This window comes from Roseobacter weihaiensis (genome assembly GCF_020622345.1).
GTDB classification, from domain to species: domain Bacteria; phylum Pseudomonadota; class Alphaproteobacteria; order Rhodobacterales; family Rhodobacteraceae; genus Roseobacter; species Roseobacter weihaiensis.
This window is the reverse complement of the sequence record NZ_JACNMO010000035.1, coordinates 1-26410: the sequence shown is the minus strand read 5'-3', so window position 1 is coordinate 26410 and position 26410 is coordinate 1. Positions and strand designations below refer to the sequence as shown.

Annotated in this window: 28 protein-coding genes, 1 tRNA gene and 1 pseudogene; 12 read left to right on the top strand and 18 right to left on the bottom strand. The window is 60.1% G+C overall.

Going from position 1 to position 26410, the window contains the following annotated elements; genetic code table 11:
* Nucleotide 1 precedes the first annotated feature (1 nt).
* From H7847_RS24265 to rlmB, 3 genes are all read right to left on the bottom strand, one after another.
* Complete coding sequence (locus tag H7847_RS24265) at nt 2–469, bottom strand: CoA-binding protein (RefSeq protein ID WP_227272079.1); 468 nt, start codon at nt 467–469, stop codon at nt 2–4.
* A 212-nt stretch (nt 470–681) separates the two neighbouring features.
* Nucleotides 682–996 (bottom strand): hypothetical protein, encoded by a 315-nt coding sequence (locus tag H7847_RS24260; protein WP_227272078.1) that lies wholly within the window; start codon nt 994–996, stop codon nt 682–684.
* A gap of 14 nt (nt 997–1010) precedes the next feature.
* Complete coding sequence (gene rlmB, locus H7847_RS24255; protein ID WP_227272077.1) at nt 1011–1793, bottom strand: 23S rRNA (guanosine(2251)-2'-O)-methyltransferase RlmB; 783 nt, start codon at nt 1791–1793, stop codon at nt 1011–1013.
* A gap of 111 nt (nt 1794–1904) precedes the next feature.
* Here rlmB and H7847_RS24250 point away from each other — a divergent pair.
* Nucleotides 1905–1988: transfer RNA gene (locus tag H7847_RS24250), tRNA-Tyr, on the top strand.
* A 118-nt stretch (nt 1989–2106) separates the two neighbouring features.
* Here H7847_RS24250 and rpoH read toward each other — a convergent pair.
* Both rpoH and H7847_RS24240 read right to left on the bottom strand, forming a co-directional pair.
* Nucleotides 2107–3003 (bottom strand): RNA polymerase sigma factor RpoH, encoded by an 897-nt coding sequence (gene rpoH / locus H7847_RS24245; RefSeq protein ID WP_227272076.1) that lies wholly within the window; start codon nt 3001–3003, stop codon nt 2107–2109.
* Nucleotides 3004–3180: 177 nt separating this feature from the next.
* The gene (locus H7847_RS24240) at nt 3181–4215 is read right to left on the bottom strand and encodes an RluA family pseudouridine synthase (RefSeq protein WP_227272075.1); all 1035 of its coding nucleotides are present in this window, start codon (nt 4213–4215) and stop codon (nt 3181–3183) included.
* Here H7847_RS24240 and H7847_RS24235 point away from each other — a divergent pair.
* The 3 genes from H7847_RS24235 to H7847_RS26875 all read left to right on the top strand — a co-directional run bounded on the left by H7847_RS24235 (nt 4214) and on the right by H7847_RS26875 (nt 6182).
* Entirely contained in the window at nt 4214–4525 is a 312-nt protein-coding gene (locus tag H7847_RS24235) for a DUF6476 family protein (protein WP_227272074.1), read from the top strand. The two genes, H7847_RS24240 and H7847_RS24235, sit on opposite strands and share 2 nt — an antisense overlap.
* Nucleotides 4526–4761: 236 nt before the next feature.
* The gene (locus H7847_RS24230) at nt 4762–6015 is read left to right on the top strand and encodes a tyrosine-type recombinase/integrase (RefSeq protein WP_227272073.1); all 1254 of its coding nucleotides are present in this window, start codon (nt 4762–4764) and stop codon (nt 6013–6015) included.
* Nucleotides 6016–6047: 32 nt separating this feature from the next.
* Nucleotides 6048–6182 (top strand): hypothetical protein, encoded by a 135-nt coding sequence (locus tag H7847_RS26875; RefSeq protein WP_264479696.1) that lies wholly within the window; start codon nt 6048–6050, stop codon nt 6180–6182.
* A 480-nt stretch (nt 6183–6662) separates the two neighbouring features.
* On the opposite strand, the pseudogene H7847_RS24225 reads toward H7847_RS26875, so the two are convergent.
* The 13 genes and pseudogenes from H7847_RS24225 to H7847_RS24165 all read right to left on the bottom strand — a co-directional run bounded on the left by H7847_RS24225 (nt 6663) and on the right by H7847_RS24165 (nt 20526).
* Nucleotides 6663–7295 (bottom strand): annotated as a pseudogene (locus H7847_RS24225) (tyrosine-type recombinase/integrase).
* A 521-nt stretch (nt 7296–7816) separates the two neighbouring features.
* Entirely contained in the window at nt 7817–8830 is a 1014-nt protein-coding gene (locus H7847_RS24220) for a DUF4340 domain-containing protein (RefSeq protein ID WP_227272072.1), read from the bottom strand.
* A gap of 24 nt (nt 8831–8854) precedes the next feature.
* Complete coding sequence (locus H7847_RS24215; protein ID WP_227272071.1) at nt 8855–10744, bottom strand: GldG family protein; 1890 nt, start codon at nt 10742–10744, stop codon at nt 8855–8857.
* A gap of 2 nt (nt 10745–10746) precedes the next feature.
* Nucleotides 10747–11493, bottom strand: a complete 747-nt coding sequence (locus H7847_RS24210; RefSeq protein ID WP_227272070.1) for an ABC transporter permease — start codon at nt 11491–11493, stop codon at nt 10747–10749.
* Between the two features lie 14 nt (nt 11494–11507).
* Nucleotides 11508–12455, bottom strand: coding sequence for an ABC transporter ATP-binding protein (locus tag H7847_RS24205; protein ID WP_227272069.1), 948 nt, complete (start codon nt 12453–12455; stop codon nt 11508–11510).
* A 189-nt stretch (nt 12456–12644) separates the two neighbouring features.
* Nucleotides 12645–14276: a chaperonin GroEL gene (groL, locus tag H7847_RS24200; RefSeq protein ID WP_227272068.1), complete on the bottom strand. Its 1632-nt coding sequence runs from the start codon at nt 14274–14276 to the stop codon at nt 12645–12647.
* Between the two features lie 30 nt (nt 14277–14306).
* Entirely contained in the window at nt 14307–14618 is a 312-nt protein-coding gene (locus H7847_RS24195) for a co-chaperone GroES (protein ID WP_227272067.1), read from the bottom strand.
* A gap of 276 nt (nt 14619–14894) precedes the next feature.
* On the bottom strand, nt 14895–15929 hold the full coding sequence (locus tag H7847_RS24190; RefSeq protein WP_227272066.1) for a S1C family serine protease: 1035 nt from the start codon (nt 15927–15929) through the stop codon (nt 14895–14897).
* A 17-nt stretch (nt 15930–15946) separates the two neighbouring features.
* A complete protein-coding gene (htpG, locus tag H7847_RS24185) occupies nt 15947–17794 on the bottom strand; it encodes a molecular chaperone HtpG (protein ID WP_227272065.1) in 1848 nt (615 codons plus the stop codon).
* A 69-nt stretch (nt 17795–17863) separates the two neighbouring features.
* Nucleotides 17864–18742 carry a zinc metalloprotease HtpX gene (gene htpX, locus H7847_RS24180; RefSeq protein WP_227272064.1) on the bottom strand — a complete coding sequence of 293 codons (879 nt, stop codon included), beginning with the start codon at nt 18740–18742 and terminating at the stop codon, nt 17864–17866.
* 311 nt (nt 18743–19053) lie between these two features.
* Nucleotides 19054–19227, bottom strand: coding sequence for a hypothetical protein (locus H7847_RS24175; RefSeq protein WP_227272063.1), 174 nt, complete (start codon nt 19225–19227; stop codon nt 19054–19056).
* A 44-nt stretch (nt 19228–19271) separates the two neighbouring features.
* A complete protein-coding gene (locus H7847_RS24170; RefSeq protein WP_227272062.1) occupies nt 19272–19517 on the bottom strand; it encodes an EF-hand domain-containing protein in 246 nt (81 codons plus the stop codon).
* A 76-nt stretch (nt 19518–19593) separates the two neighbouring features.
* The gene (locus tag H7847_RS24165; RefSeq protein ID WP_227272061.1) at nt 19594–20526 is read right to left on the bottom strand and encodes an MFS transporter; all 933 of its coding nucleotides are present in this window, start codon (nt 20524–20526) and stop codon (nt 19594–19596) included.
* A gap of 29 nt (nt 20527–20555) precedes the next feature.
* Between H7847_RS24165 and H7847_RS24160 the strand changes: the two genes are divergently transcribed.
* The 8 genes from H7847_RS24160 (at nt 20556) to H7847_RS24125 (ending at nt 25816) form a co-directional block, all read left to right on the top strand.
* The gene (locus tag H7847_RS24160) at nt 20556–20933 is read left to right on the top strand and encodes a M48 family metalloprotease (RefSeq protein ID WP_227272060.1); all 378 of its coding nucleotides are present in this window, start codon (nt 20556–20558) and stop codon (nt 20931–20933) included.
* A 270-nt stretch (nt 20934–21203) separates the two neighbouring features.
* Entirely contained in the window at nt 21204–21632 is a 429-nt protein-coding gene (locus H7847_RS24155) for an Hsp20/alpha crystallin family protein (RefSeq protein WP_227272059.1), read from the top strand.
* A 15-nt stretch (nt 21633–21647) separates the two neighbouring features.
* The gene (locus tag H7847_RS24150; RefSeq protein ID WP_227272058.1) at nt 21648–22055 is read left to right on the top strand and encodes an Hsp20/alpha crystallin family protein; all 408 of its coding nucleotides are present in this window, start codon (nt 21648–21650) and stop codon (nt 22053–22055) included.
* Nucleotides 22056–22092: 37 nt separating this feature from the next.
* On the top strand, nt 22093–22584 hold the full coding sequence (locus tag H7847_RS24145; RefSeq protein ID WP_227272057.1) for an Hsp20/alpha crystallin family protein: 492 nt from the start codon (nt 22093–22095) through the stop codon (nt 22582–22584).
* A gap of 61 nt (nt 22585–22645) precedes the next feature.
* On the top strand, nt 22646–24025 hold the full coding sequence (locus H7847_RS24140; RefSeq protein ID WP_227272056.1) for a Do family serine endopeptidase: 1380 nt from the start codon (nt 22646–22648) through the stop codon (nt 24023–24025).
* Nucleotides 24026–24155: 130 nt separating this feature from the next.
* A complete protein-coding gene (locus tag H7847_RS24135) occupies nt 24156–25103 on the top strand; it encodes a DnaJ C-terminal domain-containing protein (RefSeq protein WP_227272055.1) in 948 nt (315 codons plus the stop codon).
* Nucleotides 25100–25453 (top strand): MerR family transcriptional regulator, encoded by a 354-nt coding sequence (locus H7847_RS24130; RefSeq protein WP_227272054.1) that lies wholly within the window; start codon nt 25100–25102, stop codon nt 25451–25453. The genes H7847_RS24135 and H7847_RS24130 overlap by 4 nt, the downstream gene beginning before the upstream one ends.
* 60 nt (nt 25454–25513) lie before the next feature.
* On the top strand, nt 25514–25816 hold the full coding sequence (locus tag H7847_RS24125) for a hypothetical protein (protein ID WP_227272053.1): 303 nt from the start codon (nt 25514–25516) through the stop codon (nt 25814–25816).
* Nucleotides 25817–26410: the final 594 nt, after the last annotated feature.

The following is a 26410-nucleotide window of genomic DNA, read 5'->3' as shown; positions in this document are numbered from 1 at the left end:
GCTAAAGCCTGGACGAAATGATGCCCGTCGAAAATCCACCCATCCGCAACTCGCCAAAGAGCCGCTGATACTCGATCTTCGGACAGCGGTCTTGAATGACGGTCACCCCGCGCGCCTCCGCATGGGCCGCCGCTGCGGCATGTGTCACGCCGATTTGCATCCAAATGGTCTGAAGCGCCGGAAAAGCCTCCAGCGCCTCCTCCACGACCTCCGGCACCGCCTCGGAACGGCGAAAGATATCCACCATATCCACTCCGGGCGTGATCTCCGACAGGCGGGCGCGCACGGTCTGAGCAAAGAGCGTCTTGCCTGCATGGACCGGGTTGACGGGCACGACCTCGAAGCCCTTGAGATCCAGGTAGCGCGCCACGTAATAGCTCGGGCGCACCGGGTTCAGAGAAACCCCCACCACCGCGATGCGCTTGGTGCGGGTCAGCACATCTTTGAGCAATTGATCTGAATAAGCCATGCCGCACCCTAACGAGGCGAGTGCGGGAAAAAAAGAGCGCCCGATGCTGAGGGCAAGGGGCGCTGCAAGGTACGGAACGAGGGACAGTCTAAGGCACAAAAGGCGTTCCGAGCCCTTTGGCATAGACTTAACATAAGTTCATCTTTGCACTGTTCCAGAGCGTCTCGCAAATCTGTGAACAAAAAGTTAAAATCTCCGCGTCTCGACCACATTCAGTCGAAAATATCCTCGATCACGTCAAAAGCTTCCTCAAGAATATGCCGCATGAGGCCCTTGCGCTTTTTGTAGCGCCTTTTGCGCGGCTCATCGTAATAGCCAGCTTTTTGCTTTTTCTTCTTTTTCTGCGGCTTTTGCGCGTAGGACCGCTGCTGTGGGCGCGCTTGCTGAGGGTCCTGTCTCAGACGCTTCATGTCGTGCAGCGGCGCGCCGCAGGTCGCACAGGTCAGCTCGTGCCTGTCCTTACCCAAAACCAGCGCCGCGCGTGATCCACAGTAGCAACATGTCGCAATTTTTGTCGGATATGCCATCGAAATCTGCCCGCTTATGCCTCTGGTGCCCTACGACTAGCATATAAGGCGATTGCGGCTGCGTTCGAGACGTTCAGTGACCCAAAAGCCCCTGCCGCGTCGATGCGCACCAGATGATCCACCGTCTCTTTGGTCTTGTCCCGCAGCCCTGGCCCTTCGGCCCCCAGGACCACGGCAATGGCGCGATCCCGCTTGCCCTCGACCGCCTGTTCCACCGTTTGTTGGGCCGTCCCATCAAGCCCCAGCACCAGATAGCCCATGCCCTGCAACGCCCGGATCGCATCCGCGAGATTGCGCACCCGCAGATAGGGTTGACGCTCCAGCGCACCGCTGGCGGTCTTGGCCAGGGCGCCGGACTCCGGGGCGGAATGGTGCCGCGTGCCGATCACCGCGGAGGCGCCCAGAACCTCAGCCGAACGCAGGATCGCCCCCACGTTATGCGGGTCCGTGACCCGATCAAGCATCACCACACGGGGTGCCTGTGCACCGATGCAGACATCTTCCAGCCGCCCCCAGTTCAGCGGTTTCACTTCCAAGGCGGCCCCTTGATGCACAGAACCCGGATCAAGCGGCGCGTTGAACCTGCGCGGATCTGCCACCTCGGGCGTCATGCCGACCTGATCGATGGCCTCCTGTAGTTTACTCTGCGCATTCAACGTCACCACGAGCCGCAGTTTTTCACGCGCGGAATTAAGCAGAGCATCGCGAACCGCGTGCAGCCCAAAGAGCCAAAGCGTCTCGCGGCTTTCGACCTTTTTGTCCTGCTCTTTACGCACGACCCACTTGGGTTTTTTCATCACGAGCTTCCAACTGGTTCTGTTGCAGAAAAAGCGATTGTTTTCGCCTTGACGGCTCTGGGAACCGCTTGTAATCACGCCTTCACTGTTTATGCAATGCATCGGCAGCGTGGGCGACAGGCCGCAAGGTGTGGCAGGGGACTGTAACTCCCTCGCGGAGACGCACGCCTGGTTCGATTCCAGGGTCGCCCACCATCTTCTCATCTCAGTTTTGAAGCGGCATCAATACCGATCTCTGCCGGATGCGACCTTATTCCAGCAAAAAACCCGCGCAGACTGTTGCACGGGTTTTTGTCCGGGACTATCAGACCACTCAAACGGTGGCCATCATTCCCTTTTCCTTGGCCAATTCGCGCATTTTCTTTTGTAGCTTTTCAAAGGCGCGCACTTCGATCTGGCGAATCCGTTCCCGGCTGACATCATACTCTGAGCTCAAATCCTCCAAGGTGACCGTTTTCTCGGACAAGCGTCGTTGGGTCAGGATGTCCTTTTCACGGTCGTTCAGAACGCTCATCGCATCGACCAGCAACTCGCGTCGCGCCTCAAGCTCGTTGCGCGCCTCATAGTCGCCAGCCTGATCGGCATCCTCGTCCTCGAGCCAGTCCTGCCATTGCATGGTCCCCTCGCCTTCGGACCCGACGGTGGCATTGAGCGACGCATCCCCCCCCGACATGCGCCGGTTCATGGAGATCACTTCTTCTTCTGTCACGCCGAGGTCGGTGGCGATCCGCTTGACGTTGTCGGGGTGCATATCGCCGTCTTCCAGCGCGCCGATCTTGCTTTTGGCTTTGCGCAGGTTGAAAAACAGCTTCTTCTGACCCGAGGTCGTGCCGAGCTTGACCAAAGACCAGGAGCGCAGGATGTATTCTTGGATAGAGGCCCTGATCCACCACATGGCATAGGTCGCCAGGCGGAACCCTTTTTCGGGGTCAAAGCGTTTGACGGCCTGCATCAGACCGACGTTGGCTTCGGAGATTACCTCCGCCTGTGGGAGCCCGTAGCCACGATACCCCATGGCAATCTTGGCCGCCAGACGCAGGTGAGAGGTCACCATCCGATGGGCCGCGTCCGTGTCCTGCTCTTCCACCCAGCGTTTGGCCAGCATGTATTCCTCTTCCGGCTCCAGCAACGGAAACTTGCGGATTTCCTGCATGTAGCGGTTCAGGCCCCCTTCCGGGGTTGGCGCGGGTAGATTAGCGTAGTTGGCCATGATCAGCCTCCCAATGTTTACGGTCTTAACATGCGATATGGTGTCTAAACCGGTCAGTTCAAGTTTGAGCTGTGCAAAATGTTAACGGAAACATTACACCCTCTGTCTTACTGAATTATTGCCGACAAGCGCGTGCGTTAACAGTCTGAACCGGAGCCGCTCACGCGGCTTTGCGAATTATGTCAACGGAGGCCGCAACAAATCCAGCAATTGCATCATATCTGCGGGCAATGGGGCCTCAAACCGCACGGTTTCCCCATTAACCGGGTGCTGAAACCCCAAAACAGCGGCATGAAGCGCCTGACGATTGAAACATTTCACCGCTTCCGCGGCATCTTCGGACAACGCTTTGGCCGGAAGTTTGCGTTTGCCGCCATAGGTCGGATCCCCGACCAGCCCGTGCCCGGCATGGGCCATATGCACCCTGATCTGGTGGGTGCGACCGGTCTCAAGCCAGCATTCCATCAGCGCGAGCACCGCAGGCGTGCCGAACCGTTCGAGTGTCCGGGCGCGGGTGATGGCATGACGCCCGCCTTCAAAAAGCACCGCCTGCTTTTGACGGTCGGTCTTGTGCCGCGCCAATTGTGTGGTCAGCTTCAGAATGTTACCAGGCTCGAACCGCGCACCTCGAATACCCCGCAGCCTGGGATCATTGGCATCCGGCACGCCGTAGACCAGAGCCTGATAATAGCGCGCGACCGAATGGGCCTCAAACTGCGCCGCCAGACCGTGATGGGCTGCATCGGATTTCGCCACCACGAGCAGACCGCTGGTGTCTTTATCAATGCGGTGCACGATGCCGGGACGCTTGACGCCCCCCACACCGGAAAGTGCCGCACCACAATGCGCCAACAGCGCATTGACCAGCGTGCCGGAGGCCGTTCCCGGCGCGGGATGCACAACCATACCCGCAGGTTTGTTGACGACAATCAGATCCGCATCTTCAAAGATAACGTCCAGTTCAATCTGTTCAGGCAGAATATGGCTCTCCTGCGCCGCCTCCACCGCCACTGTAACCGCTGCCCCCGCCGCGACGCGGGCCTTTGGGTCCTGAACCACGGCCCCGTCAACCGCCACGGCCCCCTCATCAATCAAGCGTGCCAGACGCGTGCGCGAAAGTGACGCCTCGGCTGGAACATCCCGCGCCAGCGCCTTATCAAGGCGTGACGGTGGCGCATCACCGATCACAAAGCGGATTTGGCGGACAGACATGAGTACCCCTGAACTAGACCCCGGCCCTCAGACGGAAGAGCCCGCCAACCTGAGGTTTCTGCGACGTTTGGTTACGGTTCTGACAGCAACCATGATTGGCGGCGTTCTACTGATCATCGCCCTGATTGTCATGCGCTTCTATGACGTGCCGCCCGTTTTACCCGAAACCCTTGCGCTGCCCGACGGTGCCAATGCTGTGTCCTTCACCCAAGGCCCTGACTGGTACGCGGTTGTGACCGATGACGCGCGGATCCTGATCTATGATCGCGTGACCGGGCAGCTCAAACAGATGGTGATGGTTGAAAACTGACGTTCCGAGAAAGGGATGGTACCACCTCCCCGGCTTGAACGGGGGACCTCCTGATCCACAATCAGGTTTTGCCACCTGTGGGCTTGCAAAGGGGGCGGTGAAATCCTTATTTCCAAAGGGAACGACCGCTTCACTTCGAAATACACCGGTCACAAAGTGTTGGAAAAGTGTTGGAAAGAACTCTGGCGACACGGGGCACTGCGCCCACGGCGGCACACCAAAACGAGGACTCGAAAATGCCCAATCAGAAGCTCAAGCTGACCGTCCGCGCCATCGAGAACGCGGAGCCCGAGGCGAAGGCCCACATCCTTCGTGACACGCAGGTGACCAGCCTCTACGTGCGCATCGCCCCGACCGGCAAGAAGGCGTACTACACGAACTACCGACTACGCACCGCCGACGGCCTGAAGCAGAAGGAGGTGCGGCTGGCCGCGACAGGTGAGATGACGCTGGAGGCAGCCCGGCAGGAGGCCACAGAGCGCAAGCTGGAAGGCCAGCGCGGTTTTGACCGTGACGCCGCTATGCGGGCTGAGCTGGAGGCTCAGGCAGCCGTTGAGGCCGAGGAGCAAAAGACCGCGACCAACACCCTGCGCAACCTCGCCGATACCTACCTGTTCGAGAAGCGGCACAAGAAGTCCATCGGCGAGGACCGCCGCCAGATCGAGAACGCCCTTATCCCGCACTTCGGTGCTGACACGCCACTGGGCGACATCACCAAGGCCGCCCTCATGAAGCGCAAGAAGATGCGGGCCGACGACCCCACAGCGTTCAACCGCGAGCGTGCCGTCCTTTGCACCATGTTCAACCTTGCGGTCGATCTCGACATGACCGACCGCAACCCGGTGCTGGGTGTGAAGGCCTTCCCGAAGAATGCCCCCAAGACCCGCGTCCTGAGCGACGAGGAGATCGCGAAGCTGTGGAAAGTCACAGAGGGCGTGGACAGCCCGTACGGAGCCGCTCTGCGCTTCGGTCTGCTGACGGGCCAGCGCCCCGGCACCAAGGCCAACAACCCCGGCGAGATCGCCGCCATGCGCTGGGGTGAGGTGGACATGGATGCTGCCGTCTGGACGATCCCGGCGACCCGCACCAAGAACAGGCGCGAGCATACCGTGCCGCTGTCTCCCATGGCGCTGGAGGTGCTGGAGGGTATTGAACGACGTGGCGACTACGTCTTCACCACCGACGGCCAGACACCGTATCAGGGTCTCGTGAAGGCGCTGCGGGTGCGTGTGCGCCCGGCCATGGAATGCGAGAACTGGGGTGCCCACGATCTGCGCCGTACGCTGTACACCGGCATGCAGCGCCTTCGCATCCCCAGCGACATCATCAAGCGGGTGGTCAATCACACCGACGACGATGTGCTGGTGCAAACCTACGGCCACTATGACTTCGAGGAGGAGAAGCGCGCGGCGCTGGAGGCGTGGGCTGACAAGGTCCGCGAGATCGTCACAGGCGTGGCTACCGACAACGTCTTGCGGCTGGAGGCCTGAGCGATGCAAAAGCTCACAGAGATGCAGAGAGATTGCTATCGTCCATCGACTGGGCCGAGATCGACCGGCAGCAGGAGGCGGACGACCCGCAGCCTGTGCCCTTGCGCGGCCCTGAGTGGAGACCGCCGACGCTGGGCAGGGTAAAGGCGGTGCCACCGCAGCAGTAAATCTTGAAGGCTCCTCGGTTTTGATGCCTACTCTTTGCAACGGTGGATTGTAGTCGGAGCCGCCTGCTGAACTGAGGCGGTGAGGCATCATTGGTTAAAAGGAGCCGCAGGAAAATCGCTCATGGGATACCACGCGAGGGCAGAGCCGCAGTTTGCCTTGTGCTTCTTGATGGTCGCAAAGCCCCGGAAGCCGACATTGGATTTGAGCGACGAAGGTCGGAAGCGCGGAACGACTTGTGCGGATGCAGCGGTTGCTGGTGCAGCATTTGCTCGCACGTGCAGCATTTAATTTGCCGCAGCACAGCGGCTACCGTTGAAGCGGTCATTCGCGTGCATGATACTGCCTGAAACCAAAATCGCGATTTCCATACAGGCTACTCAAGCGCGCTAGCTGCGAAACGCCAAATCCGCGAGGTCACCACATGAAAGGCGGAAGGTCGTACTAGCTTGGCGAACGGCGTAACCGTTCGCCAAAGTTGATCAGATGTCGATGCGTTCTGCGATGCTTAAAGCATCTTCCAACTCGACGCCAAGATAGCGGACCGTGCTGTCGACTTTCGTATGACCAAGCAGCAGTTGCACGGCGCGAAGATTGCCGGTCTTTCGATAAATCTCCGCTGCCTTGGTGCGGCGAAGCGAATGTGTGCCATATCCACTCGGTTCAAGCCCAATCGCCGTTACCCAACCCCGGACGAGCCGTGCGTATTGGCGTGTCGAGATATGTGGCCGGTCGTGAAAGCGGCTTGGGAACATGAACCGACAAGCAAACATAGCGGGCGACTTTATCCAGTTCAAAACAGTTTCGCGCGAGTTTTCCGTAAGTTCGAACTGTACTGGACGCTTGGTCTTGCTCTAGATAACGGATACTCGCTCCCGCACGCGGTCATCTTTGACCAGGTCAGTTACAGCGAGCCTTACCAGGTCGCATCCCCGCAGTTTGCTGTCGATAGCGACGTTGAACAGGACCAAGTCGCGAAGATTGCCAGCAAGCTCGAGCCGGGCACGGATTGCCCAAACCTGTTTTGGCAGCAGTCGACGTTTCTGACCGATGATCCGCCCTTTGTTCCATGCTTTTCTTTTTGGGGTGATTGCAGGAAGTTGAACTCTTGGCATGACTTGCCCTCCGGTCCTCCCTCCACGCCCATTGCTCAGCACCGTGCTGACAGCGCGATTATACGAGCAGCGGCAACCCCCGTTTGCAGACGCCGGCCAAAATCCGATACTGCGTATAGATCGGACCCTATGGGTGCCAGAGCCGATGCAAGCCGTGCTCCGAGATCTGAGATGTCTTAAAGCGGCACTCCCTAGCATATCGTTAAGCCGCTCTAGCGAAGGATCGTGCCGATTTCCTCAAGATTTCAGAGCGTTGCGCGGTTGCGTATGCGGAGTATGTTCATATCGCGATCCCGCCGTGTCGCGTGTTAGCGCGTGGTCCTCGCTCGTCTCGCCTGAGCGGCTACCCATCAGCGCGAGGGACATTGATGCTTGTCGCTCCTCTAGCGCCCTTGGTTCGAATGGGATCGTCACCCAGCTTCTGAAAGCTCGCGGCATGCGTGCTCCGGACGCTGCTCAGTGTGCACCTCAGTAATTCAGACAATGAGCCGCAGCCGGGTTGTTTGGCTGCGGCGCTCCAATTAGCTGGCGGTTTCCTCCGTCAGGTCATCCAAAGTCCAGTCGAAGACCTCGGCGTCGGATGACGACATCGAAAACTCAAACCCAGTGGTTGTCGCGGCGAGCTCTTCGGAGATCTGGGTGCTGCCGCTTGCGTTGATACGGAACCAGCGCGTTTCATCTCCACCCTCGGACCCGCTGACTTGAGTTAGGGTGATTGTCGTTCCATCTTCGAGGCTGGCCTTCAGGGAAGGTCCCGCGGCTTCGCTACCGATCGCCATGCCCGCGCGAACGTCCGCAAAGTCGAGCGTCTCGAAAAGCCGCACGATCCGGTTCAGTTGGTTCTCTGCGGGAACGCGCCCTGTCATCAGCAGCGGATCTATAGTCAGCGTTCCGTCTGCGCCCGACATGGCAATCACACTGCCATCTTCTGTGGTGAGTGTCGCGCCAGTGAGCTCGATTGCGTCCACCTCCATCAGGCGCGTGTCGAACCAGCCTGCGCGCGAGCTTGGCGGGTCAAGCCGCGCGTGGACGAGCCACGTCGCGTCTTCATCGCTGCGCCGGACGTATTGACCGCCGGTGACACCGCCCGGGGTGAAATCCCTTTGGCCGGCGATCACATGGGCAAGGGTGTCGCCATCCCCGTCTAGGAGGATGATTTCGCTTCCGGCGCCTTCTTCAGCCCCGATGGAGGCAAGTTGCAGATCGGCGTGTCGTGAGGGATCGGCGGTCTTGGCTTCCGCGATGGTGGCCATGGTCATGCCGCTGACAAGGTCTCGCAGAGGTTCTGGATCAACCGGGAAACCGGAGGCCGCGTCGACGAATACGTCGTCACGGGACTCAATCGTGATGGCGAAATCGCCTTCCCGGACTTCCAAACGCGCCACATAGGCGCTGGCCTCGGCAAGCCCAGGGAAGAGGGGCTCACCAGCCTCGGCAAAGGCGGGGGCATTCCCGCTGCCAAACAGCGTTGCGCCCGCGGCGATCAGCGACAAGGCTGTGGCGCCGCCAAGCAACAGAAAAGACTTCTGGTTCATGAGATGTCTCCTTTGAGTGTCCGTTTATGCCGCAACACGGGTCGGCACTGTCCGCTTTGGACGACGCAGGGCGAAGAACAGCGCAATGACGGCTGCGAGGAAGGGCACGAGGCCCACATTCAGCGTTGTCACACTGGCTTGAAGCGCCTCCACATCGCTGCGCAGATCGTATTGCACCTGACGCAGTTCCGCGCGGGCGGCGAGCAGGTCGGCACGCAGGTTTTCTGCCTCAGCCACCATCTCGGCGCTGAAGAGGCCGTTCCCTTCACCCTCCTGCGGAGCGAGGCTGCGCAAGGCGGCTTCGGTCTCGGCAATGCGGTCGAGCAGGGCTTGCTCGGTGGCGCGGTACTCGGCCTCGGCGGCGCGTTCCATTGCCTCGATGCGGGTGAGCGGACGCCAATCCACGGCCCGGCCACGCAAGTCAGCCAGGGCGGCTCCACCGGCCATTTGCTCGACGGCGTTCAGGAAGAAGTCACCGTTATTGGCAAAGGCCTGCGGGATCTGCGCACCGAAGATGCTGCGCTGTTGGATCCAGTTGCGGTCCATGAGCATGTCGGCATCACCAGAGAGCAGCACATTCGCAGCCTCGGTGCTTGCGATATGCTCACCCTCCCATTCCGAGCCTTCCGGTGCTCCGTCTGGGAACGCCGACGACAATGCACCGCTGAGGCGCGCAATCACGACCGGGGCTGTGTCCACTGCCTCACCACTTGTGAGCAAATCCCGAGGATCGCCAAAGCGGTTCGATGCATCCGCGGCACTCGCCAGCACAGCCGCGTCAGAGACAGTTGCCAGAGGGGTCAGGGTCGGACCATCCTCGGCGGTCTCGAAGCTGCCCGCCGTGGTCATGACCATGGCCGAGAGCCGGGCAAGCGCAGGGCTGTCCTGATCGAGCGCGCTCGCATCGAGCCGCAGCCAAGCCGGGTTCCCCACATTCACGTCACGCCACTGAACGCGCCGGTTCGTGGCGAGCGCGTAGGTCGGATCGGCAACAGCTTGCGTGGCATCAAAACCGACGCCCCAACCCTCGAAGAGTGCCGCGAAGTCCGATGCCGCATCCGGCGCGGGCATGCCTTGCGGGCCCATCTGCGTCTCGGCATGGGGGTCCACGAAGGCCATCAGGGCACCGCCGCCCATCACCCATTGGTCGAGCGCATAAAGCGTGGGCTCGGTCAGACCCTGCGGATGCACGACCGCGACGACTTCGGTGCCTTGGGGGAAACTGTTCACATCGCCCGACAGGATTTCGACGTCATAGAGCTCGCGCAGCATCGCAAGGCTTTGCTGCTCAGCCCCGCCCATCATGGGGTTGCCGGAGAGGCCAATACCATCCAACAGAGCGACCTTGGGCTTTTCGGGCTGGCCCAACTCGGCCACGAGCCGTGTCAGGTCGTATTCCAGCCAAGCCTCGCGATCCGGCGAGAAGACCGGGATCGTGGAGCGCCCATCGGTCGAGTTCGTGGCGGCAAGGCCAAAGAACATCGGCTCAGCCGCGCCGGCCAATGCGATGCGATTGATGCCAAAACCCACGGCACGATCTTCTGCATCCGAGAACGGCTCCGGGTCGATCACTTCGAGGGTGATCTGCCCATTCGCCTGATCGGCGTAGGATTGCAGCATGCCCCGCACGCGGTCGGCGTAGCTGGCCAGTTGCGGCGCGGCCTCCGTCAGCCCGTCAGACAGGTAGAGCCGCAGGTGCAGGGGCTCCGCGAGATCGGAGAGCAGAGTCTCCGTCCCCTCAGACAGAGTCCAGACTTGGGTTTCGGTAACATCCCCGCGCCATCCATCGAGGGCGCGGGCGGCGAAGATGTTGATCGAGATGAAGAGCACAGCACAGAGCGCGATGGAGGTCCCGATCATCTGGCGGCGCGTCAGGCCGCGGGTCCAATTTATGAGTTTTGCAAAACGGTCCATTTTTATTGAGCCTTCTTCAGGTCCACGAGGAACGTGTTGATCATGAGAGCAAGGACGATGAGCGAGCCGAAGAAAATCAGCGTCGGCGCCTCAATCAGCCCTTGCGTGATACGCTGGAAGTGTTCGAGCACGGACAATGCCGCGACGGCTTCGGTCAGCCAGTAGGGGGCCCAGCCGCGGATCGCGCCCAGCACAAGCTCCAACCCGGCCGTGACCAGGATGAAGGTCACGATGGCGGCCGAGATGAAGGCGATCACCTGATTCTTGGTCAGGGTCGAGATGCAGGCGGCAACGGCCAGAAAGGCCCCCGCCATCAGGAACGTGCCTAGGTATCCAGCTGCGATGACGCCATTATCAGGACTACCCAACCAATTGACCGTGATCCAAAGCGGCGTGGTCAGCGCCAGCGCGACGCCGGTAAAGGCCCAGCCTGCCAGAAACTTGCCCAGCACGATGGTCCAGGGCGCAACCGGCATGGTCATCAACAGTTCGATGGTGCCAGAGCGGCGCTCCTCCGCCCAAAGGCGCATGCCGATGGCTGGCAGTAGAACCAGAAAGAGCCACGGCATCCATGTGAAGAAGGCCGCCATATCGGCGCTGCCCCGGGCGAAGAAGCCGGAGACGAAGAAGGTCATGGCCCCGGCAAGTGCCAGGAACACGACAAGGAAAATCGCGGCAAGCGGCGTCGCAAAATAGGCGCGGAACTCACGGCCAAAGACGACGCTCACCGAGGAAAGCGAAGCAGTCATGGTGTCGGTCCTTTTTAGTGAATGCGGGTGGTTACATCGCGGAAGACGTCTTCGAGGCGCGGGCGATAGATGCCAACCTCCTCGACGGGCAGATCGGCCGACTTCAGACGCGTCTTGATGGCGTGCGTGTCCTCTGGCTTGTCATTGTAGCGCAGAAGCAAGCGTGTGGAGCCGTTCATGCGCTCCATCACCTCAAGTTCGGCTCCACCTACGAGCGGCTTGATCTTCTCGATGACCGACGCCTCTTCCGGCGAGCTAATGCGGATCTGGATCGCACGGCCGTCATCCTTGGAGCCAACAAGATCGCGCGGCGTGGCGTCGGCAACGACTTTGCCGCTCGCGATGATCACCGCGCGAGAGCATACGGATTCGACTTCTTCAAGAATATGGGTCGACACGATGATGGATTTGTTCGGCGCGATCTCCCGGATGAGGTTACGCATCTCGTGCTTCTGGTTCGGGTCGAGGCCGTCTGTCGGCTCGTCGAGGATCAGGACGTCCGGATCGTGGATCAGCGCCTGAGCGATGCCGACGCGACGACGATAGCCCTTCGACAGTGCCTCGATGGGGCGCGACCAGACCTCCGTCAGGCGCACGCGCTCGGCCATTTCGGCCAGCCGGTTGTTCAGTTGAGCTTTGCGCAGCCCCCGCATCTTCCCGACGAAGCTCAGAAAATCGGCAACAGGCATTTCGCCGTAGGCGGGCGCGCCTTCCGGCAGATAGCCGAGTTTCGCCTTCGCTGCCGCGGGGTCACGCCAGACATCATGGCCGCCGATCTGAGCCGTGCCAGAGTCGGGTTCCAAAAACCCGGTAATCATCTTCATTGTGGTGGATTTGCCCGCTCCGTTCGGACCGAGAAACCCGACGACCTCTCCCCGTGAAACGGACAGAGAGACATCGTCGACCGCGGTCGTATCCCCGAAGCGCTTTTTCAGCCCGCGGGCTTCGACAAGCGTCGTCATTGAGAATGCCTCCAGTTCAGGCCAGCGTGCCCGACGATTGGCCGCGCCAGCGGTTGAGATCAGACCGAACGTTGGAGGTGCTCCCTGTATTCGTGGGCCGCCTCTTCTGGACGGTCGCTTGAGGTGCCGCGGGCGCAGGCCCGCGACACTGGTCTTTTGAGACAGCGTCCCGCAGAACGCCGGATCGACTTACATGAAGTCGTCCATGCCGGACATGGCAGGCGCGGCGGCCTCTTTCTTGGCCGGTTTGTCCGCCACCATGGCTTCGGTTGTGATGAGAAGGCCGGCGACAGAAGACGCATCCTCGAGCGCCGTGCGCACGACCTTTGCCGGATCGATCACGCCGAAGGCGAACAGATCGCCATACTCTTCGGTCTGTGCGTTGAAGCCGAAGGTGACATCATCGCTTTCCCGGATCTTGCCAGCAACCACGGAACCATCGACGCCCGCGTTCTCGGCAATCTGGCGCAGCGGTGCTTCCAGCGCGCGGCGCACGATGGCGATGCCTGCGTTCTGGTCGGGGTTTGCGCCTTGCAGGCCATCTAGTGCCTTTGCACCTTGAACCAAGGCGACGCCACCACCGACGACAATGCCTTCCTGAACAGCAGCGCGGGTCGCGTTAAGCGCGTCGTCGACACGGTCTTTGCGCTCTTTCACTTCGACTTCGGTCATGCCGCCCACGCGGATTACGGCCACACCGCCTGCGAGTTTGGCCACACGCTCCTGCAGCTTCTCGCGGTCATAGTCGGAGGTGGTCTCTTCGATCTGTGTGCGGATTTGGCTGACACGTGCGTCGATTTCCGCCTTGTCACCAGCGCCGTCGATGACTGTCGTCTCGTCCTTGGTGATCGCGACTTTCTTCGCGGTACCGAGCATGTCGATGGTGACATTCTCGAGCTTCATGCCGAGGTCTTCCGAAATCACCTGGCCGCCGGTCAGGATCGCGATGTCCTGCAGCATGGCCTTCCGGCGATCGCCGAAGCCCGGTGCCTTCACGGCTGCGATCTTCAGACCACCGCGCAGCTTGTTGACAACCAAGGTCGCCAGCGCTTCGCCTTCCACGTCCTCGGCAATCACCAGAAGCGGCTTGCCTGCCTGAATGATGGACTCGAGAAGAGGAACAAGGGGCTGGAGCGAAGACAGTTTCTTCTCGTGGATCAGGATGAAGGGATCCTCGAGCTCTGCTGTCATCTTGTCGGGGTTCGTCACGAAGTATGGGCTGAGATAGCCGCGGTCGAACTGCATGCCTTCGACGACTTCGGTTTCGGTCTCAAGGCCCTTGTTTTCTTCGACAGTGATGACACCGTCATTGCCAACCTTCTGCATGGCGTCGGCGATCTGACGCCCGATCTCCGCTTCGCAATTGGCCGAGATGGTGCCGACCTGCGCAACCTCGTCACTGTCCTTGACGTCACGCGCAGCCGCCTTGATGGCTTCGACGACCTTCGAAGTGGCGAGATCGATGCCGCGCTTGAGGTCCATCGGGTTCATGCCCGCAGCCACGGCTTTCATGCCTTCGTTGACGATGGCCTGCGCTAGAACGGTCGAGGTTGTGGTGCCGTCACCGGCCTGATCGTTAGTGCGGCTGGCCACTTCCTTGACCATCTGCGCACCCATGTTCTCGAACTTGTCTTCCAGTTCGATCTCCTTGGCGACGGTCACGCCATCCTTGGTGATGCGGGGCGCGCCGAAGCTCTTGTCGATCACCACGTTGCGGCCCTTTGGGCCAAGCGTCACTTTCACCGCATCGGCTAATGTGTTCACGCCGCGCAGCATCCGGGAGCGGGCGGCGGTATCGAATTTGACGTCCTTTGCAGACATCTTTGTCTCTCTCCTGTGTCTCGTATGGAATTACGCGGCTTTCGCGATTTCTGTGTCTTCAATGATGCCGAGGATGTCGCTCTCTTTCATGATCAGCATCTCCTCACCATCGATGGTAATCTCGGTGCCTGACCACTTGCCGAACAAGATGTGGTCGCCTGCTTTCACGGCTATATCGATGTGTTTGCCATGCTCGTCACGCGCGCCAGGGCCAACCGCGATGACTTCACCGCGACCGGGCTTTTCCTTGGCAGTATCGGGGATAATCAACCCGCCGGCGGTCTTTTCGTCGCTGTTAACGCGGCGCACCAGAACGCGGTCATGCAGAGGGGTAAATGTCATGTACAAGGCTCCTCCGTTAGAGTGTCAATGCTTTTGGCACTCTCGTCGACGGAGTGCCAACGCTGCGTAGATCGTAAGGAGGCTTTTCGATTTCAAGATGCTTGGGCAAAATTTTATTGTACCAAAATCAGTGTGTTGTGCAGATTTGGCGAAATTATGCCATGTCAGCGCGTAGTCAAACTGCCTCGATATACAGTGCCGCGTTCTTACGTGTCACACGTGTCAAGCCGCAGGGATGAGGTCGAAGGAAAGGTGCCTGCCGGCTCAAATGGTGGCCTACGGGGCGGCCAACTGCGCGGATACTTCACGCGTTTCACCGTCTCGCCAAACGGTCAGTGTGATCCTGTCGCCGGATGCATAGTCGTCTAGGATCGCGCCAAGGTCAGTGCCCGATGCGATGTGCCGGCCATCCACGCGTTGAATGACATCTCCCGGCATGATGCCGCCATGCGGGCTGCGCTCGGCTGGCATAAGCCCCGCCACATCTGCGGGGCCACCAGGATCGACGGACAACACGACGGCCCCTTCGATGCCATTGCGGCGCGCCAACGCGTCAATGCGAGGGTCAAACCGGATACCAAGCACGGGCGGACGATACACACCGGTCGCGATCAGTTGCGGCACAACCCGTTTCACAAGATCCACTGGCACGGCAAATCCAATCCCCGAACTTGCGCCGGACGGGCTGAAGATCGCAGTATTCACACCGATCAACCGGCCTGAACTGTCGAGAAGCGGCCCACCGGAATTCCCGGGATTGATCGCCGCATCGGTCTGGATCAGCCCCTCGATCACACCGTTCCCGATCGGGATCTCGCGATCGAGCGCCGACACGATCCCCGTCGTCAGCGTCCAGTCGAGCCCGAACGGGTTCCCGATCGCCAACACGCTTTGACCGACCCGGAGATCGGCACTGTTGCCGTTTTCCAGGGGCTGCACAGATGTGCCATCGAGATCGACCCGAAGCACGGCGAGATCGAATTGCGGTGCGGTTCCGACAAGTCGTGCAGGCAAGACGCGTCCGTCCGACATGTGGATGTCCGCCCGCACGGCCCCTCGGATGACATGCGCGTTCGTCACGATGTGGCCGTCTTCCCCCCAGAAGAAGCCGGAGCCGGAGCCACTTGGCACGATTTCGGCCCGACGCAGCCAGGGGTCCACCCGCCTTTGCCCCGTCGTGATCGACACGACCGAAGACCGCGACGCCTCAAAGAGCGAGATCAGCCGCTCTTCGGGCGCCGTCAGGTCTTGGGCGAGCGCCGACGCTGCGAACACGAGCGCAACCGCAAGTGTTCCAAACAGCTTCAGCATCGACGCGCTTCCTCCAGTCAGGCCCCAAAGGCGCGGGACATTACGGACCCCAAACGACGTGCGAAGCCGGCGGGATCGACCGAGGCTTCGCCTTCAACGATGCGGGCCTGATCGAGCAGAAGGTGCGCTGCGTCTTTGAGCAACTCGTCGGGATCGCTCTCGGCGCGTTCGGCCAGTTTTGAGATGAGCGCGTGATTTGGGTTCAATTCGAGGACCCTTGGCATGCCTTCCAGCAATTGTCCGTGGCGCTTCAGCAGCCTTTCCAGGTTCACGTCGATGTCGCCTTCATCCGCAATCAGGCAAACAGGGCTGTCGGTCAGGCGCTTGGACGGACGGACGTCTTTGACCGTCTCGCCCAGTTCTGCCTTGATCGCCGCGATGAGTTTGGACAGGTCAGCCGCGTCGTCGTCTTTGTCGGCTTGGTCCGCGTCGGCCTTGATCGCATCCAGATCCGCAGCACCTCGGGTTATGGATTTGAACGGTTTGCCCTCGAATTCATGGATGTGCTGGAGCCAGAACTCGTCCACGTGGTCTGACAGCAGCAATACTTCGACCCCCTTCGCCTTGAAGCCTTCGAGATGCGGGGACTGCGCCAGTTTGCCCGCGTCTTCGCCCGCGATGTAGAAAATCGCATCCTGGCCCTCTTTCATCCGTTCCACGTAAGCCGACAGGCTGGTGAGCGCCTCGGGTCCGGTCGACGCAAAACGACAGACTGCGAGTATGCGGTCGCGTAATGACGGGTCTTCGACAAGGCCCTCTTTCAGGACGGCGCCGAAGTTGCCCCAGAAGGTGGCGTAGTCGTCCGGTTCCTTTGTCGCTTTCTTCTTGAGTTCACTCAGAACTTTTTTGGTGACTTGGCCCTTGATCCGGGCAAGCTTCGGGTCCGTTTGCAGCATCTCACGCGAGACATTCAGCGACAGGTCCTGGCTGTCCACCACGCCCCGCAGGAACCGCAGATAGGCCGGGATCAGGTCTTTCGTCGTCTCCGAGATGAACACGCGGTTCACGTAAAGCTTCACATGGCTTTTGCGTTCCGGGTCGAACAGGTCGAACGGCTGCACGGATGGCACGAAGAGAAGGCTGGTGTGGTTGAGCGACCCTTCCACCTTGTTGTGAATGGTGTGCCATGGGGTGTCGAAGGCATGCGACGTATGCTTGTAGAACTCGATGTACTGGTCCTGTGTTACGTCCTTTGGCGCTTTCGTCCAAAGCGCTTGCGCCGCGTTGAGGGTCTCGTCCCCGAGCTTCACCGGAAAGCTGATATGTTCCGAATAGGTCGTGATGATCTGGCGGATGCGCGCGGTGTCGGCGAATTCCTTGGCATCTTTTTTGAGGTGAAGCGTCACCGTGGTGCCAGCGGCATCGCGGGTCGCAGGCTCGATGGTGAAAGAGCCCTTGCCATCAGAGGACCAGAGCCAGGCCTCGTCCTCACCGGCCTTGCTTGTCAGCACGTCAACCTTGGACGCAACCATGAACGCCGAATAGAAGCCCACGCCAAACTGACCGATAAGGCCGGGGGCATCCTTTTCGTCGGCCTTCAACGCTTCGATGAACGCGCCGGTGCCGGATTTGGCGATTGTGCCCAGAGTGTCGAGCAAATCGGCATGGTTCATGCCGATGCCGTTGTCTGAAATTGAAAGGGTTTTCTTATCGGCAGCGAGCGTGATCGCGAACCCGTCGGCGGGGGCGAGGCTTGCATCCGTCAGCGCCGCGTAGCGGAGCTTGTCGCAGGCGTCAGATGCGTTCGAGACAAGCTCGCGCAGGAACACCTCGCGGTTGGAGTAAAGCGACCCCGCGACAATCTCCAGAAGCTGCCCCACCTCGGTCTGGAACGAAAAGGTCTCTTTCTCAAGAACTTCGGTCATGTTTTCTCCTCCAGTTTCATACGCGGCGCTGATTTATGGATCGCGGGCGGGGCCTTCAATAGGCGTCGTTCAGCTCCACGGACCCGCGCCTGCTTGTGCGCGCGGTGCACGACGCATGGATGCACCGCTGAGTTTCCGCAGTTCCGCGATGCGCTTTTCTATGGGCGGGTGCGTGGCAAAAAGGCTGTCCACAGCCTGCATATGCAACGGGTTGACGATGAACATATGCGCGGTGGCCGGGTTTCTTTCGGCTGCGATGTTGTCGATCCGGCCCGAAAGGACCCCCAGTTTGTTCAGTGCAGAGGCCAGCCACTCAGGGTTCCCGCAGATCGCGGCACCCTCCGCATCGGCTTCATACTCGCGCACCCGGCTGATCGCCATTTGCACCATCGCAGCCGCAAGAGGGGCAAGGATCATCATGGCGATTGTGCCGATCATCCCTAGCGGGCGGTCTCGCCCGCCGCCGAAGAAAATGGCGAAGTTGGCGAGCAGCGACACTGCGCCCGCCAGCGAGGCGGTGATCGTCATGGTCAGCGTGTCGCGGTTCTTGATATGCGCCAGCTCATGGGCCACGACGCCCGCAACCTCCTCTCGGCTCATGTTGCGGAGCAGTCCGCGTGTGACAGCAACGGCCGCGTTTTCGGGGTTTCGCCCGGTGGCAAAAGCGTTGGGTTGCTCGGTCTCGATGATGTAGAGCGCCGGCATGGGCATTCCGGACCGCCGCGCCATGCTTGCCGTCATCTCCCACAGTTCCGGCGCGGACCTTTGATCCACAGGCCGTGCGCCATGCATCCGCAGAACGGCCTTGTCGGAGTTCCAATAGGCGAAGAAGTTCATGCCCGCCGCGATGGCAAGCGCAATGACAAGCCCCGCCTCACCGCCCAGCATAAGCCCGGCGACCCCCACAAACGCGGTCATGCCTGCCATAAGCATGAAGGTGCGAACCATCCGTTTACCCTCCGAGTAATTATGACCCGCATATAGGTGTGGCCGAAATCAGCGACAATAAGCGTCCAAACCGCAATGAGTTTCTTCAATTGCTTCCAATTTCAGTGAAACGTTGGCGACATGAGATCGAACCGATGGAATAAATGGGAAGATTGTTCAGCTTGCATTATTACGGGGCGCGCCAAAGGCAACGTACCTATCGGAAGAAAAACTCAAAAGAAATCGGTCTGGGCACTACCGCCATAACCGAGATGAAACAAAAGAGCCCGACGGTTTTGTCCGCCGGGCTCTCGACATCGGCGGAATGGCGTTTATTCGCTGGCCGGTGCCGCCTCTTCAACGGCTGGAGCCGCGGCTTCGGTCGCGCCGGAGCCGAACCAGTCGAAATAGTATCCCGCGCCACCAAGAATGATGATCGCGGCGACGGCAACTGCGCCCCAGATCTTCCAGTTGATCTGCTTTGGGAGTTTTTCAGTCATAGCCATGTGCAGTGTCCTCCTGATCAAGATTGACGTTTGTACAAAGCCGGTTACTCAGCGGGTTCTTCGATCAGACCAGCCTCGAGTGCGGCTGCCAGTTCGTCCTCGTCGACAAACTCATCACCGCCGGTGTCGACCTCGGCAAAGGTCTCTTCGGTCAGATCGGGGTAAAGCTCCGCCATTTCGGCGAAAGAGATGAGGCTGTCGCCGTCGGTGTCGACATCAGACACCGAAAGAGCGAAAGCGGGTGCCGCCAACAGAGCGGCCACGGTTGCACCTACTGCTAAACGACGCATTTGCGTGTCTCCTTTTTGAGTTATGGGAGGACCATCCTCCCACGCGCTGCAGAGATTTGTTGGGACAAAAACGATTTCAAGAGGTCTGACTGGCAAATTTTTTGTCGTCGGCGGTCCCGTGCTTATGCAGCTCTGTCGCCATGTGACTTGTGGAATTAGCGGGCATTGCAACGAAGCCCTGCTTGTCGCCCTCTGGCTGGCGGCTGTCGGTCAGCAGGCGCCAAATGACATAGGCGGCGAAACCGAACTGAAGCGCAGCCGCAGCCGCAAAAAAGGTCGCGGGGCCAAACGCTTCGATGAGGATACCGATCGTAATCGGACCAAGCGCCGACCCGATCGCGTAGAAGAGCAACAGAGCGCTGGCTGCTGCGACAACTTCATCAGCCTCGATCCGGTCGTTGATATGGGCGAGGCAAACGGAGTAAATCGAGATGCTGGCGGCGCCATAGAGTGCGGAGGTCAACAAAAAGACCTCCCAGTCTTCTGTACTGATTTTTGTGAGTGTAACAGCGCAGCAACCTGCCAAGAGGGTCACGAGCCCGATAACCACGCGGCGGTCGATCAAATCCGAGAGCCAGCCCACCGGCCACTGCGCAACAAGCGCGCCTATCATGACAACGGACATGAAGGTCGCGACCTCAGTGTCGGAAAGGCCGGACAACTGCCCGTAGGTTGGCCCCAGCCCCCAGAACGCGCTCGTCCAGACACCGATCAGAAAGCCGCCGACCAACGCAATAGGTGAGATCGCAAAAAGCCTTGATATTGAACTTCGGCTCGCCTGAATGTCCGGAGAGACTGCACCCCGAGATAACGTCAATGGGACGAGAGACAGAGACACCAGAATTGAGATGATCGCGAAGAGCACGAAGCCTTCAGGATCGGCGAGCCCGATCAACGGCTGGCTCGCGGCCCAGGCCCCCATCATCAACGCGCCATAGGTTGCAAGGACGCGTCCGCGCGACCTGCTCGGCGTTGACGCATTCAGCCAGCTTTCGACAACCACGATCATCGCCGCATATCCTTGCCGGAGTGGCGCATGTGCCGTGGATTGTTCCCATCTTGCTTGTCGTGTCGCCGACCATCATGGCCCTTCTTCGGCTCGCACTGTCGCGTACGCGCGAATACGATGCAGATCGAGGCGGCGCGGAATTGACCGGCGACCCCGCAGGTTTAGCTTCCGCTCTACTGAAGTTAGAGCGTCGAACAGGGCGATTTTGGGAAGAGATGATCCTGCCCGGTCGCCGGATTCCCGACCCGTCGCTGTTGCGCACGCATCCGCCCACCGAAGAGAGGGTCCGTCGATTGCAGGAACTGACCGGCAAGGCGTTGTCTTCGGCCGAACGCGGTCCCGTTCGCGTCCCTGTTGTTGTCCGCATTGATGCACCGAGATTTGGTCCTTGGGGTGTCTATCGTTGACAAAATTTCCACGATCCCGTCTTGAAAACCGGGATTGACCTCACCTTATCAGCTGTGAGACGCCCAGATGGGGTTTCACGGATACGCATAAAGGTTCGGCTCTGACAGCGGACCACCGGCCACTCGCCAGTTCGGGAGCGGAACGGAAACGCGAATGACATCGAACGCCGCTTAATCGGCGAACCTTTAGACATGTCCGACCTCCTCGGGCGCCTCGAATACATGCGACATTTGTCGCACGTTTGGATTGGCAAAATGAGGAGGCAAGACATGTACTATCCCACCTACACGCGCCGCAGCGACCCCTTTGGGATGATGCGTTCCATGCTGCGCGACGTGAACCGGTTTATCCCAACGAACTCTGATCAATCCGTCTTTCCGGCGGTGAATGTCTGGCAAGGCGACGATGCCGTTGCCGTGACGGCGGAACTCCCCGGTATCGACCCGTCCGACATTGATATTTCCGTCAAGGACAACGTTCTGACGATCTCGGGCGAGCGCAAGGCACCGGACGTGCCGGACGCCGCGCGATGGCATCGCAATGAACGCCGTTTCGGAAAATTCACCCGCGCGATCCGGCTGCCCTTTGCCGCGTCCGACGACAAGGTCGAAGCACGGATGACGGCAGGTGTCCTGCGCATCGTCGTGGGTCGTCCGGACGAGGACAAGCCACGGAAGATCGAGATCAAAGCCGCTTGAGAGGAGAAGACGCACATGACGGACCAAATGACCCACACGCCTGAGACGGTTGAGAAAACCCCGGCCCAGGGCCCCGAAACCATGGCAGGCGGGCGCATCTATCAACCGCTCACAGATATCGTGGAAACGGATGAGGGCGTGACGCTGATGCTCGAAATGCCCGGCGTTTCTGCCGAAGACGTCGACGTCACGCTTGAAAAGCGCGTGCTGACAGTCCGGGGCAAGATCCAGGGCACGCATCCCGAGAAGCTGCAACTGGCATACGCCGAATATGGGGAAGGCGATTACGAACGCGCCTTCACGCTGTCCGACGATTTCGACCCGGACAAGATCGGAGCGTCGGTTTCGCATGGCGTGCTGACCGTAACGCTGCCTCGGGCCGCCGAGGCCCAGCCCAAGAAGATCGCCGTGACAGGGTCCTGATCCGGGGCTCTCCGCGCAGATATGAAGGAGAAAAAACATGCAGATCAAAGATTTGATCCCCTGGGTTCGCAAGGACCATGCGCCCGAACCGAAGGCCGATGATCAGAGCCCCATCGCCGGTTTGCAGCGCGAAATGAACCGGGTCTTCGAAAGCTTCTGGACCCGCGCCGGCGACCTCGACTGGCCCTGGGGCGGTGGAGATGCCAAGTCTGACGTGGTCGAGACTAAGGACCATGTCGAGGTTTCGATCGAGCTGCCCGGCATGGACATGTCGGACATCGAGGTGTCGGTCACCGACGACATGCTGACCGTGAAGGGCGAAAAGAAGGTCGAGCGGCAGGAAGAGAAGAAGGGCTACTACCTCTCCGAGCGCAGCTACGGCGCGATCTACCGCACGATCCCGTTGCCTCCGGGCGTCGATGGCGAAAAGGCCGAGGCCAGCTTCAGGAACGGCGTGCTGACCATCAAGCTACCGCAAACCCCGGAAGCTCAGGCCAAGGTGAAACGCATCGAGGTGCAGGCCGCCTGATCCCGTCCTGATGCGCCGCCGGTGCGCGATCCCGGCGGCGCCTTTGCAAAGGAGATGAACCATGCTGAGCCGTCTGGCTATTGTATTCGTCTTTTCGATTGGTTTTGTCGCGGGGCCGGCGGTTGCCCAAATCGCAGCGGTTGAGCCTGATGAACGCGGCATCCCGACCATCGCGCCGCTGATCGACGCCGTGGACGACGCTGTCGTCAACATCGCGGTTGTCTCTGAGCGACCCACCCAGATGACGCCGCTTTTTCGCGATCCGTTCTTCCAGCCCTTCTTGCCGCCGCTCGAGCAACTGCCACCGCAGCGGCAGATGAGCGCTGGATCCGGCGTGATCGTCGATGCTGGTGAGGGATACATCCTGACGAACAATCACGTCATCGAAAACGGAGATGAGATCCGCGTCACACTGCGCGACAACCGGACCATCGAAGCCGAGTTGATCGGCCGTGATCCGGCCACGGATATCGCTGTATTAAGGATCGAGGCGGAAGACCTGACGGAGGTGCCGCTCGGCAACTCTGAAAACCTGCTCGTGGGTGACTTTGTTGTCGCCATCGGTAATCCATTCGGTCTCGGCCAGACCGTGACAAGCGGCATCGTCTCGGCGCTTGGACGGTCGGGGATCAATCCCGAAGGCTATGAAGACTTCATCCAGACCGATGCCTCAATCAACCCGGGTAACTCAGGCGGTGCGCTGATCACTCTTGATGGTAATCTCGTCGGTATTAACACGGCGATCATTGCGCCCAATGGCGGCGGCAACGTCGGGATCGGTTTTGCGGTGCCCATCAACATGGCGCTGTCCGTTATGGATCAGCTGGTCGAGTTCGGCGAAGTCCAGCGCGGTCGGCTTGGCGTGATGATCCAGGACCTGACGCCAGACCTGGCTGAAGCGCTTGGTGTCGACGCCGAGACAGGCGCCATCGTCAGCTCGGTCGAGCCGGGCACCCCTGCGGACGACGCGGGTCTTGCCGCCGGAGACGTCATTGTCGCGGTTGACGGCGAGGGTGTCGACGGATCCGCCGACTTGCGTCAGAGAATCGGCCTGCGCAGGCCGGGCGATGAGGTCGAAATCGCCTATGTTCGAGATGGTGAGCGCCTCGTGACGCAGGTCGCACTCGCAGGTGGCGGGGGCCCCCGCTTGGCAGAGCGCGATCGTGGCGCAATTGATGCGTTGGCGGGTGTTCGCCTTTCCCCGCTCGATCGGAACCATCCGGCTTGGGGCGACGCAGACGGCGTTGTCGTTTCGGAGATCGCGCCAGGCAGCCGTGCCGCGCAGGCCGGTCTGGAGGCGGGGGACGTCATCACGGCGGTCAACCGTCAAACGGTAGGGTCGATCCGCGACATCGACCGCGCTCTCGAGGACGCGCCAAACGCGGTGGCGTTGACCGTCTGGCGTGATGGTCGGACCCTGTTGATTGTGCTCAGATCATGACCCGTCGATCCGGATATCCTTGGCGCGCCCGGGTGTCTGACATTGCATCTCGGGTAATGCCACTGGCCTTTTGGCAATCACCCGCCTCGCCTGTTTTGCGGCATGGCCAGGGGATTGAAAGCGAAACAAGATGAGTATCGACCCATACAAAGTCCTAGGTGTTCCAAAGAGCGCACCCCAGGCCGAGATCAAGAAGGCGTATCGCAAGCTGGCGAAGGAGTTGCATCCCGACCTTCACCCGGATGACGCGGCAAAGCAGGAACGCTTCAAGGCCGTCTCGGCGGCTTACGATCTGCTGAGCGATCCCGAGAAGCGCCGTCGCTTTGATGCAGGCGAGATTGACGCCAGCGGCCAGGAACGCCCTGAACGCCAGTACTATCATCATTATGCCGGACAGGATGCTGGCCGCCGCTACGACCCCGGCCCTGGCTTCGGCGGCGGTGTCGGCGACGACGATTTGGGCGATATTTTTTCACAGTTTTTCGGCGGCCGCGTCGGCGGTCCACGCCAGAGTGGGTTCCACAGGGAGGTCCACGCGCGCGGTCAGGATCTGCGTTACCATCTCGATGTCGATTTCCTCGATGCCGTGCGCGGTACAAAGCGTCGCGTGACCATGCCCGATGGCAACAACATTGAAATCAGCATCCCGCCGGGCCTGAAGGATGGCCAGACGCTACGACTGCGCGGCAAGGGTGCACCGGGGTACGGTGAGGGCGCGTCGGGTGACGCGCTGGTCACTGTCTCGGTCAGACCGCATGCTGTGTTTGGCCGTGCGGGCGACAACATCGAGTTGGAGCTACCGATCACGTTCGACGAGGCGGTGCTCGGCGGATCTGTCGATGTGCCCACGGTGTGGGGACCCGTCTCGCTCACCATCCCGAAAGGGGCGTCCTCCGGCCAGCGCCTGCGCCTCGGTGGCAAAGGCATCAAACCGGTCAAGGGAAAGGCGGGCGATCAGATCTTGCGGCTGAAGATTGTGCTGCCGAAGAAGATCGACAAGGACATGGAGAATTTGGCGAAGCGCTGGCGCGAGACGGCCGGATTCGACCCGCGAACTGAGTTGCGGAGGGCGACATGATCTATACCGAAGAGAAGGTCCTGTCGGAGATACGCAGGCTCACCCGTCGTGACTTGCGGGTTTGGGTGCGCGAGGGCTTGGTGCGGCCCGCGATGAGCGAAAGTGGCCCTAAGTTCGATGACATTGATGTCGCGCGCCTGCGTCTGCTTTGTGATTTGCGGCAGGAGATGGCGCTCACTTCCGACGCGGTTCACATGGTCTTGTCCCTCATCGACCGGTTGCATCAAACCCGGCGTGATTTGCGCATGCTACTCGCGGCCCTCGACGATCAACCGCGCGATGTAAGGCGCGCCGTCGCGTCACGTTTTCGCGCGCAACTGGAAGGTGACGCACCCGAAAAAGATCGATGACATTCGTCAATGCCAGCGAGTTCCATGCGATTACTGGTATCAGGACAGGAGGACAACAAGATGCACCAAGACATCGCCGCTCACTTCCGCCTCTTGACGGTCGCGTATTTTCGGTACCTCGAAGCGGAACGAAGCCTGAGGATCGCATTGGACGAGGCGAATGGCTACTTCCCCATCGGCACCGCGCCGCATCCCGGCACGCTCGGCGCGCCGGGGTCGTACGTTCGACGTCAGCGCGAGGCGCGCGACCGGGCGTTGCTCCGATTGCAGTCTTGTCATGCGAAATACAGAGCCGCGACGGCGCGTCTTGCACGGAGACAAGAGATGCGAAGGGAAACTCGCCTTCTGAGCGTACGAATTTGAGAAGTTAATAGTCGGCAAAGTGCGTTGAACATAACTGAAGCATAAATCCCGGGCCGTATGTTAAGTCCTGAAGCAATCACTGAGGCTCACTCTTCTACTGTCACAAAGTGAAGCGTTTGAGGAGCGGAAGTACTGATACGCCGGATCAAAGCCGTAGCCGTTCATATCCATCTAATTGTCGCTTTGTCTGTGCCTCGTAAAGCTCCAGACTGATCTTCGCTACGCGGAGCATAAATGGCAGGTTTTCCCAAGAAGCAGTGGGTATAAAAACTTTGCAAATGCGGCGATTTCCGCGCTGCGAGCGCGTGCAGCAAAAAAATGCATGGTCTCCTATGGGCTCACTGCCGTCATCTGACGCTTTTGATCGTTGACGGGTGCCAGCCCAAAGCCGACATTAAATTTGGACGACCCATGGCGGGTCAGCGGGACACAGCATGAGTAATCGGGCTGGCCTGTTGGATGGGTCAGGTTCTCGATAGAGTTGCGGTGATTACTGCAACCTGAGGAGAACGAGATGGATTACTATGTGGGTTTGGACGTGTCGCTACGATCTGTGGCCGTTTGCGTGATTGATGCCGATGGCAAGCACGTCTT

Coding starts and splice junctions, on each gene's coding strand:
- htpX (WP_227272064.1), bottom strand. CDS start 18,742: ATGGTTCGCACCTTCATGCTTATGGCAGGCATGACCGCGTTTGTGGGG.
- H7847_RS24210 (WP_227272070.1), bottom strand. CDS start 11,493: ATGACTGCTTCGCTTTCCTCGGTGAGCGTCGTCTTTGGCCGTGAGTTC.
- htpG (WP_227272065.1), bottom strand. CDS start 17,794: ATGACCGAAGTTCTTGAGAAAGAGACCTTTTCGTTCCAGACCGAGGTG.
- H7847_RS24155 (WP_227272059.1), top strand. CDS start 21,204: ATGTACTATCCCACCTACACGCGCCGCAGCGACCCCTTTGGGATGATG.
- H7847_RS24215 (WP_227272071.1), bottom strand. CDS start 10,744: ATGGACCGTTTTGCAAAACTCATAAATTGGACCCGCGGCCTGACGCGC.
- H7847_RS24190 (WP_227272066.1), bottom strand. CDS start 15,929: ATGCTGAAGCTGTTTGGAACACTTGCGGTTGCGCTCGTGTTCGCAGCG.
- H7847_RS24145 (WP_227272057.1), top strand. CDS start 22,093: ATGCAGATCAAAGATTTGATCCCCTGGGTTCGCAAGGACCATGCGCCC.
- H7847_RS24265 (WP_227272079.1), bottom strand. CDS start 469: ATGGCTTATTCAGATCAATTGCTCAAAGATGTGCTGACCCGCACCAAG.
- H7847_RS24130 (WP_227272054.1), top strand. CDS start 25,100: ATGATCTATACCGAAGAGAAGGTCCTGTCGGAGATACGCAGGCTCACC.
- H7847_RS24175 (WP_227272063.1), bottom strand. CDS start 19,227: ATGGCTATGACTGAAAAACTCCCAAAGCAGATCAACTGGAAGATCTGG.
- H7847_RS24205 (WP_227272069.1), bottom strand. CDS start 12,455: ATGACGACGCTTGTCGAAGCCCGCGGGCTGAAAAAGCGCTTCGGGGAT.
- H7847_RS24240 (WP_227272075.1), bottom strand. CDS start 4,215: ATGTCTGTCCGCCAAATCCGCTTTGTGATCGGTGATGCGCCACCGTCA.
- H7847_RS24165 (WP_227272061.1), bottom strand. CDS start 20,526: ATGATCGTGGTTGTCGAAAGCTGGCTGAATGCGTCAACGCCGAGCAGG.
- groL (WP_227272068.1), bottom strand. CDS start 14,276: ATGTCTGCAAAGGACGTCAAATTCGATACCGCCGCCCGCTCCCGGATG.
- H7847_RS24150 (WP_227272058.1), top strand. CDS start 21,648: ATGACGGACCAAATGACCCACACGCCTGAGACGGTTGAGAAAACCCCG.
- rpoH (WP_227272076.1), bottom strand. CDS start 3,003: ATGGCCAACTACGCTAATCTACCCGCGCCAACCCCGGAAGGGGGCCTG.
- H7847_RS24125 (WP_227272053.1), top strand. CDS start 25,514: ATGCACCAAGACATCGCCGCTCACTTCCGCCTCTTGACGGTCGCGTAT.
- H7847_RS24140 (WP_227272056.1), top strand. CDS start 22,646: ATGCTGAGCCGTCTGGCTATTGTATTCGTCTTTTCGATTGGTTTTGTC.
- H7847_RS24135 (WP_227272055.1), top strand. CDS start 24,156: ATGAGTATCGACCCATACAAAGTCCTAGGTGTTCCAAAGAGCGCACCC.
- H7847_RS24220 (WP_227272072.1), bottom strand. CDS start 8,830: ATGAACCAGAAGTCTTTTCTGTTGCTTGGCGGCGCCACAGCCTTGTCG.
- H7847_RS24170 (WP_227272062.1), bottom strand. CDS start 19,517: ATGCGTCGTTTAGCAGTAGGTGCAACCGTGGCCGCTCTGTTGGCGGCA.
- H7847_RS24235 (WP_227272074.1), top strand. CDS start 4,214: ATGAGTACCCCTGAACTAGACCCCGGCCCTCAGACGGAAGAGCCCGCC.
- H7847_RS24195 (WP_227272067.1), bottom strand. CDS start 14,618: ATGACATTTACCCCTCTGCATGACCGCGTTCTGGTGCGCCGCGTTAAC.
- H7847_RS24230 (WP_227272073.1), top strand. CDS start 4,762: ATGCCCAATCAGAAGCTCAAGCTGACCGTCCGCGCCATCGAGAACGCG.
- H7847_RS24260 (WP_227272078.1), bottom strand. CDS start 996: ATGGCATATCCGACAAAAATTGCGACATGTTGCTACTGTGGATCACGC.
- rlmB (WP_227272077.1), bottom strand. CDS start 1,793: ATGAAAAAACCCAAGTGGGTCGTGCGTAAAGAGCAGGACAAAAAGGTC.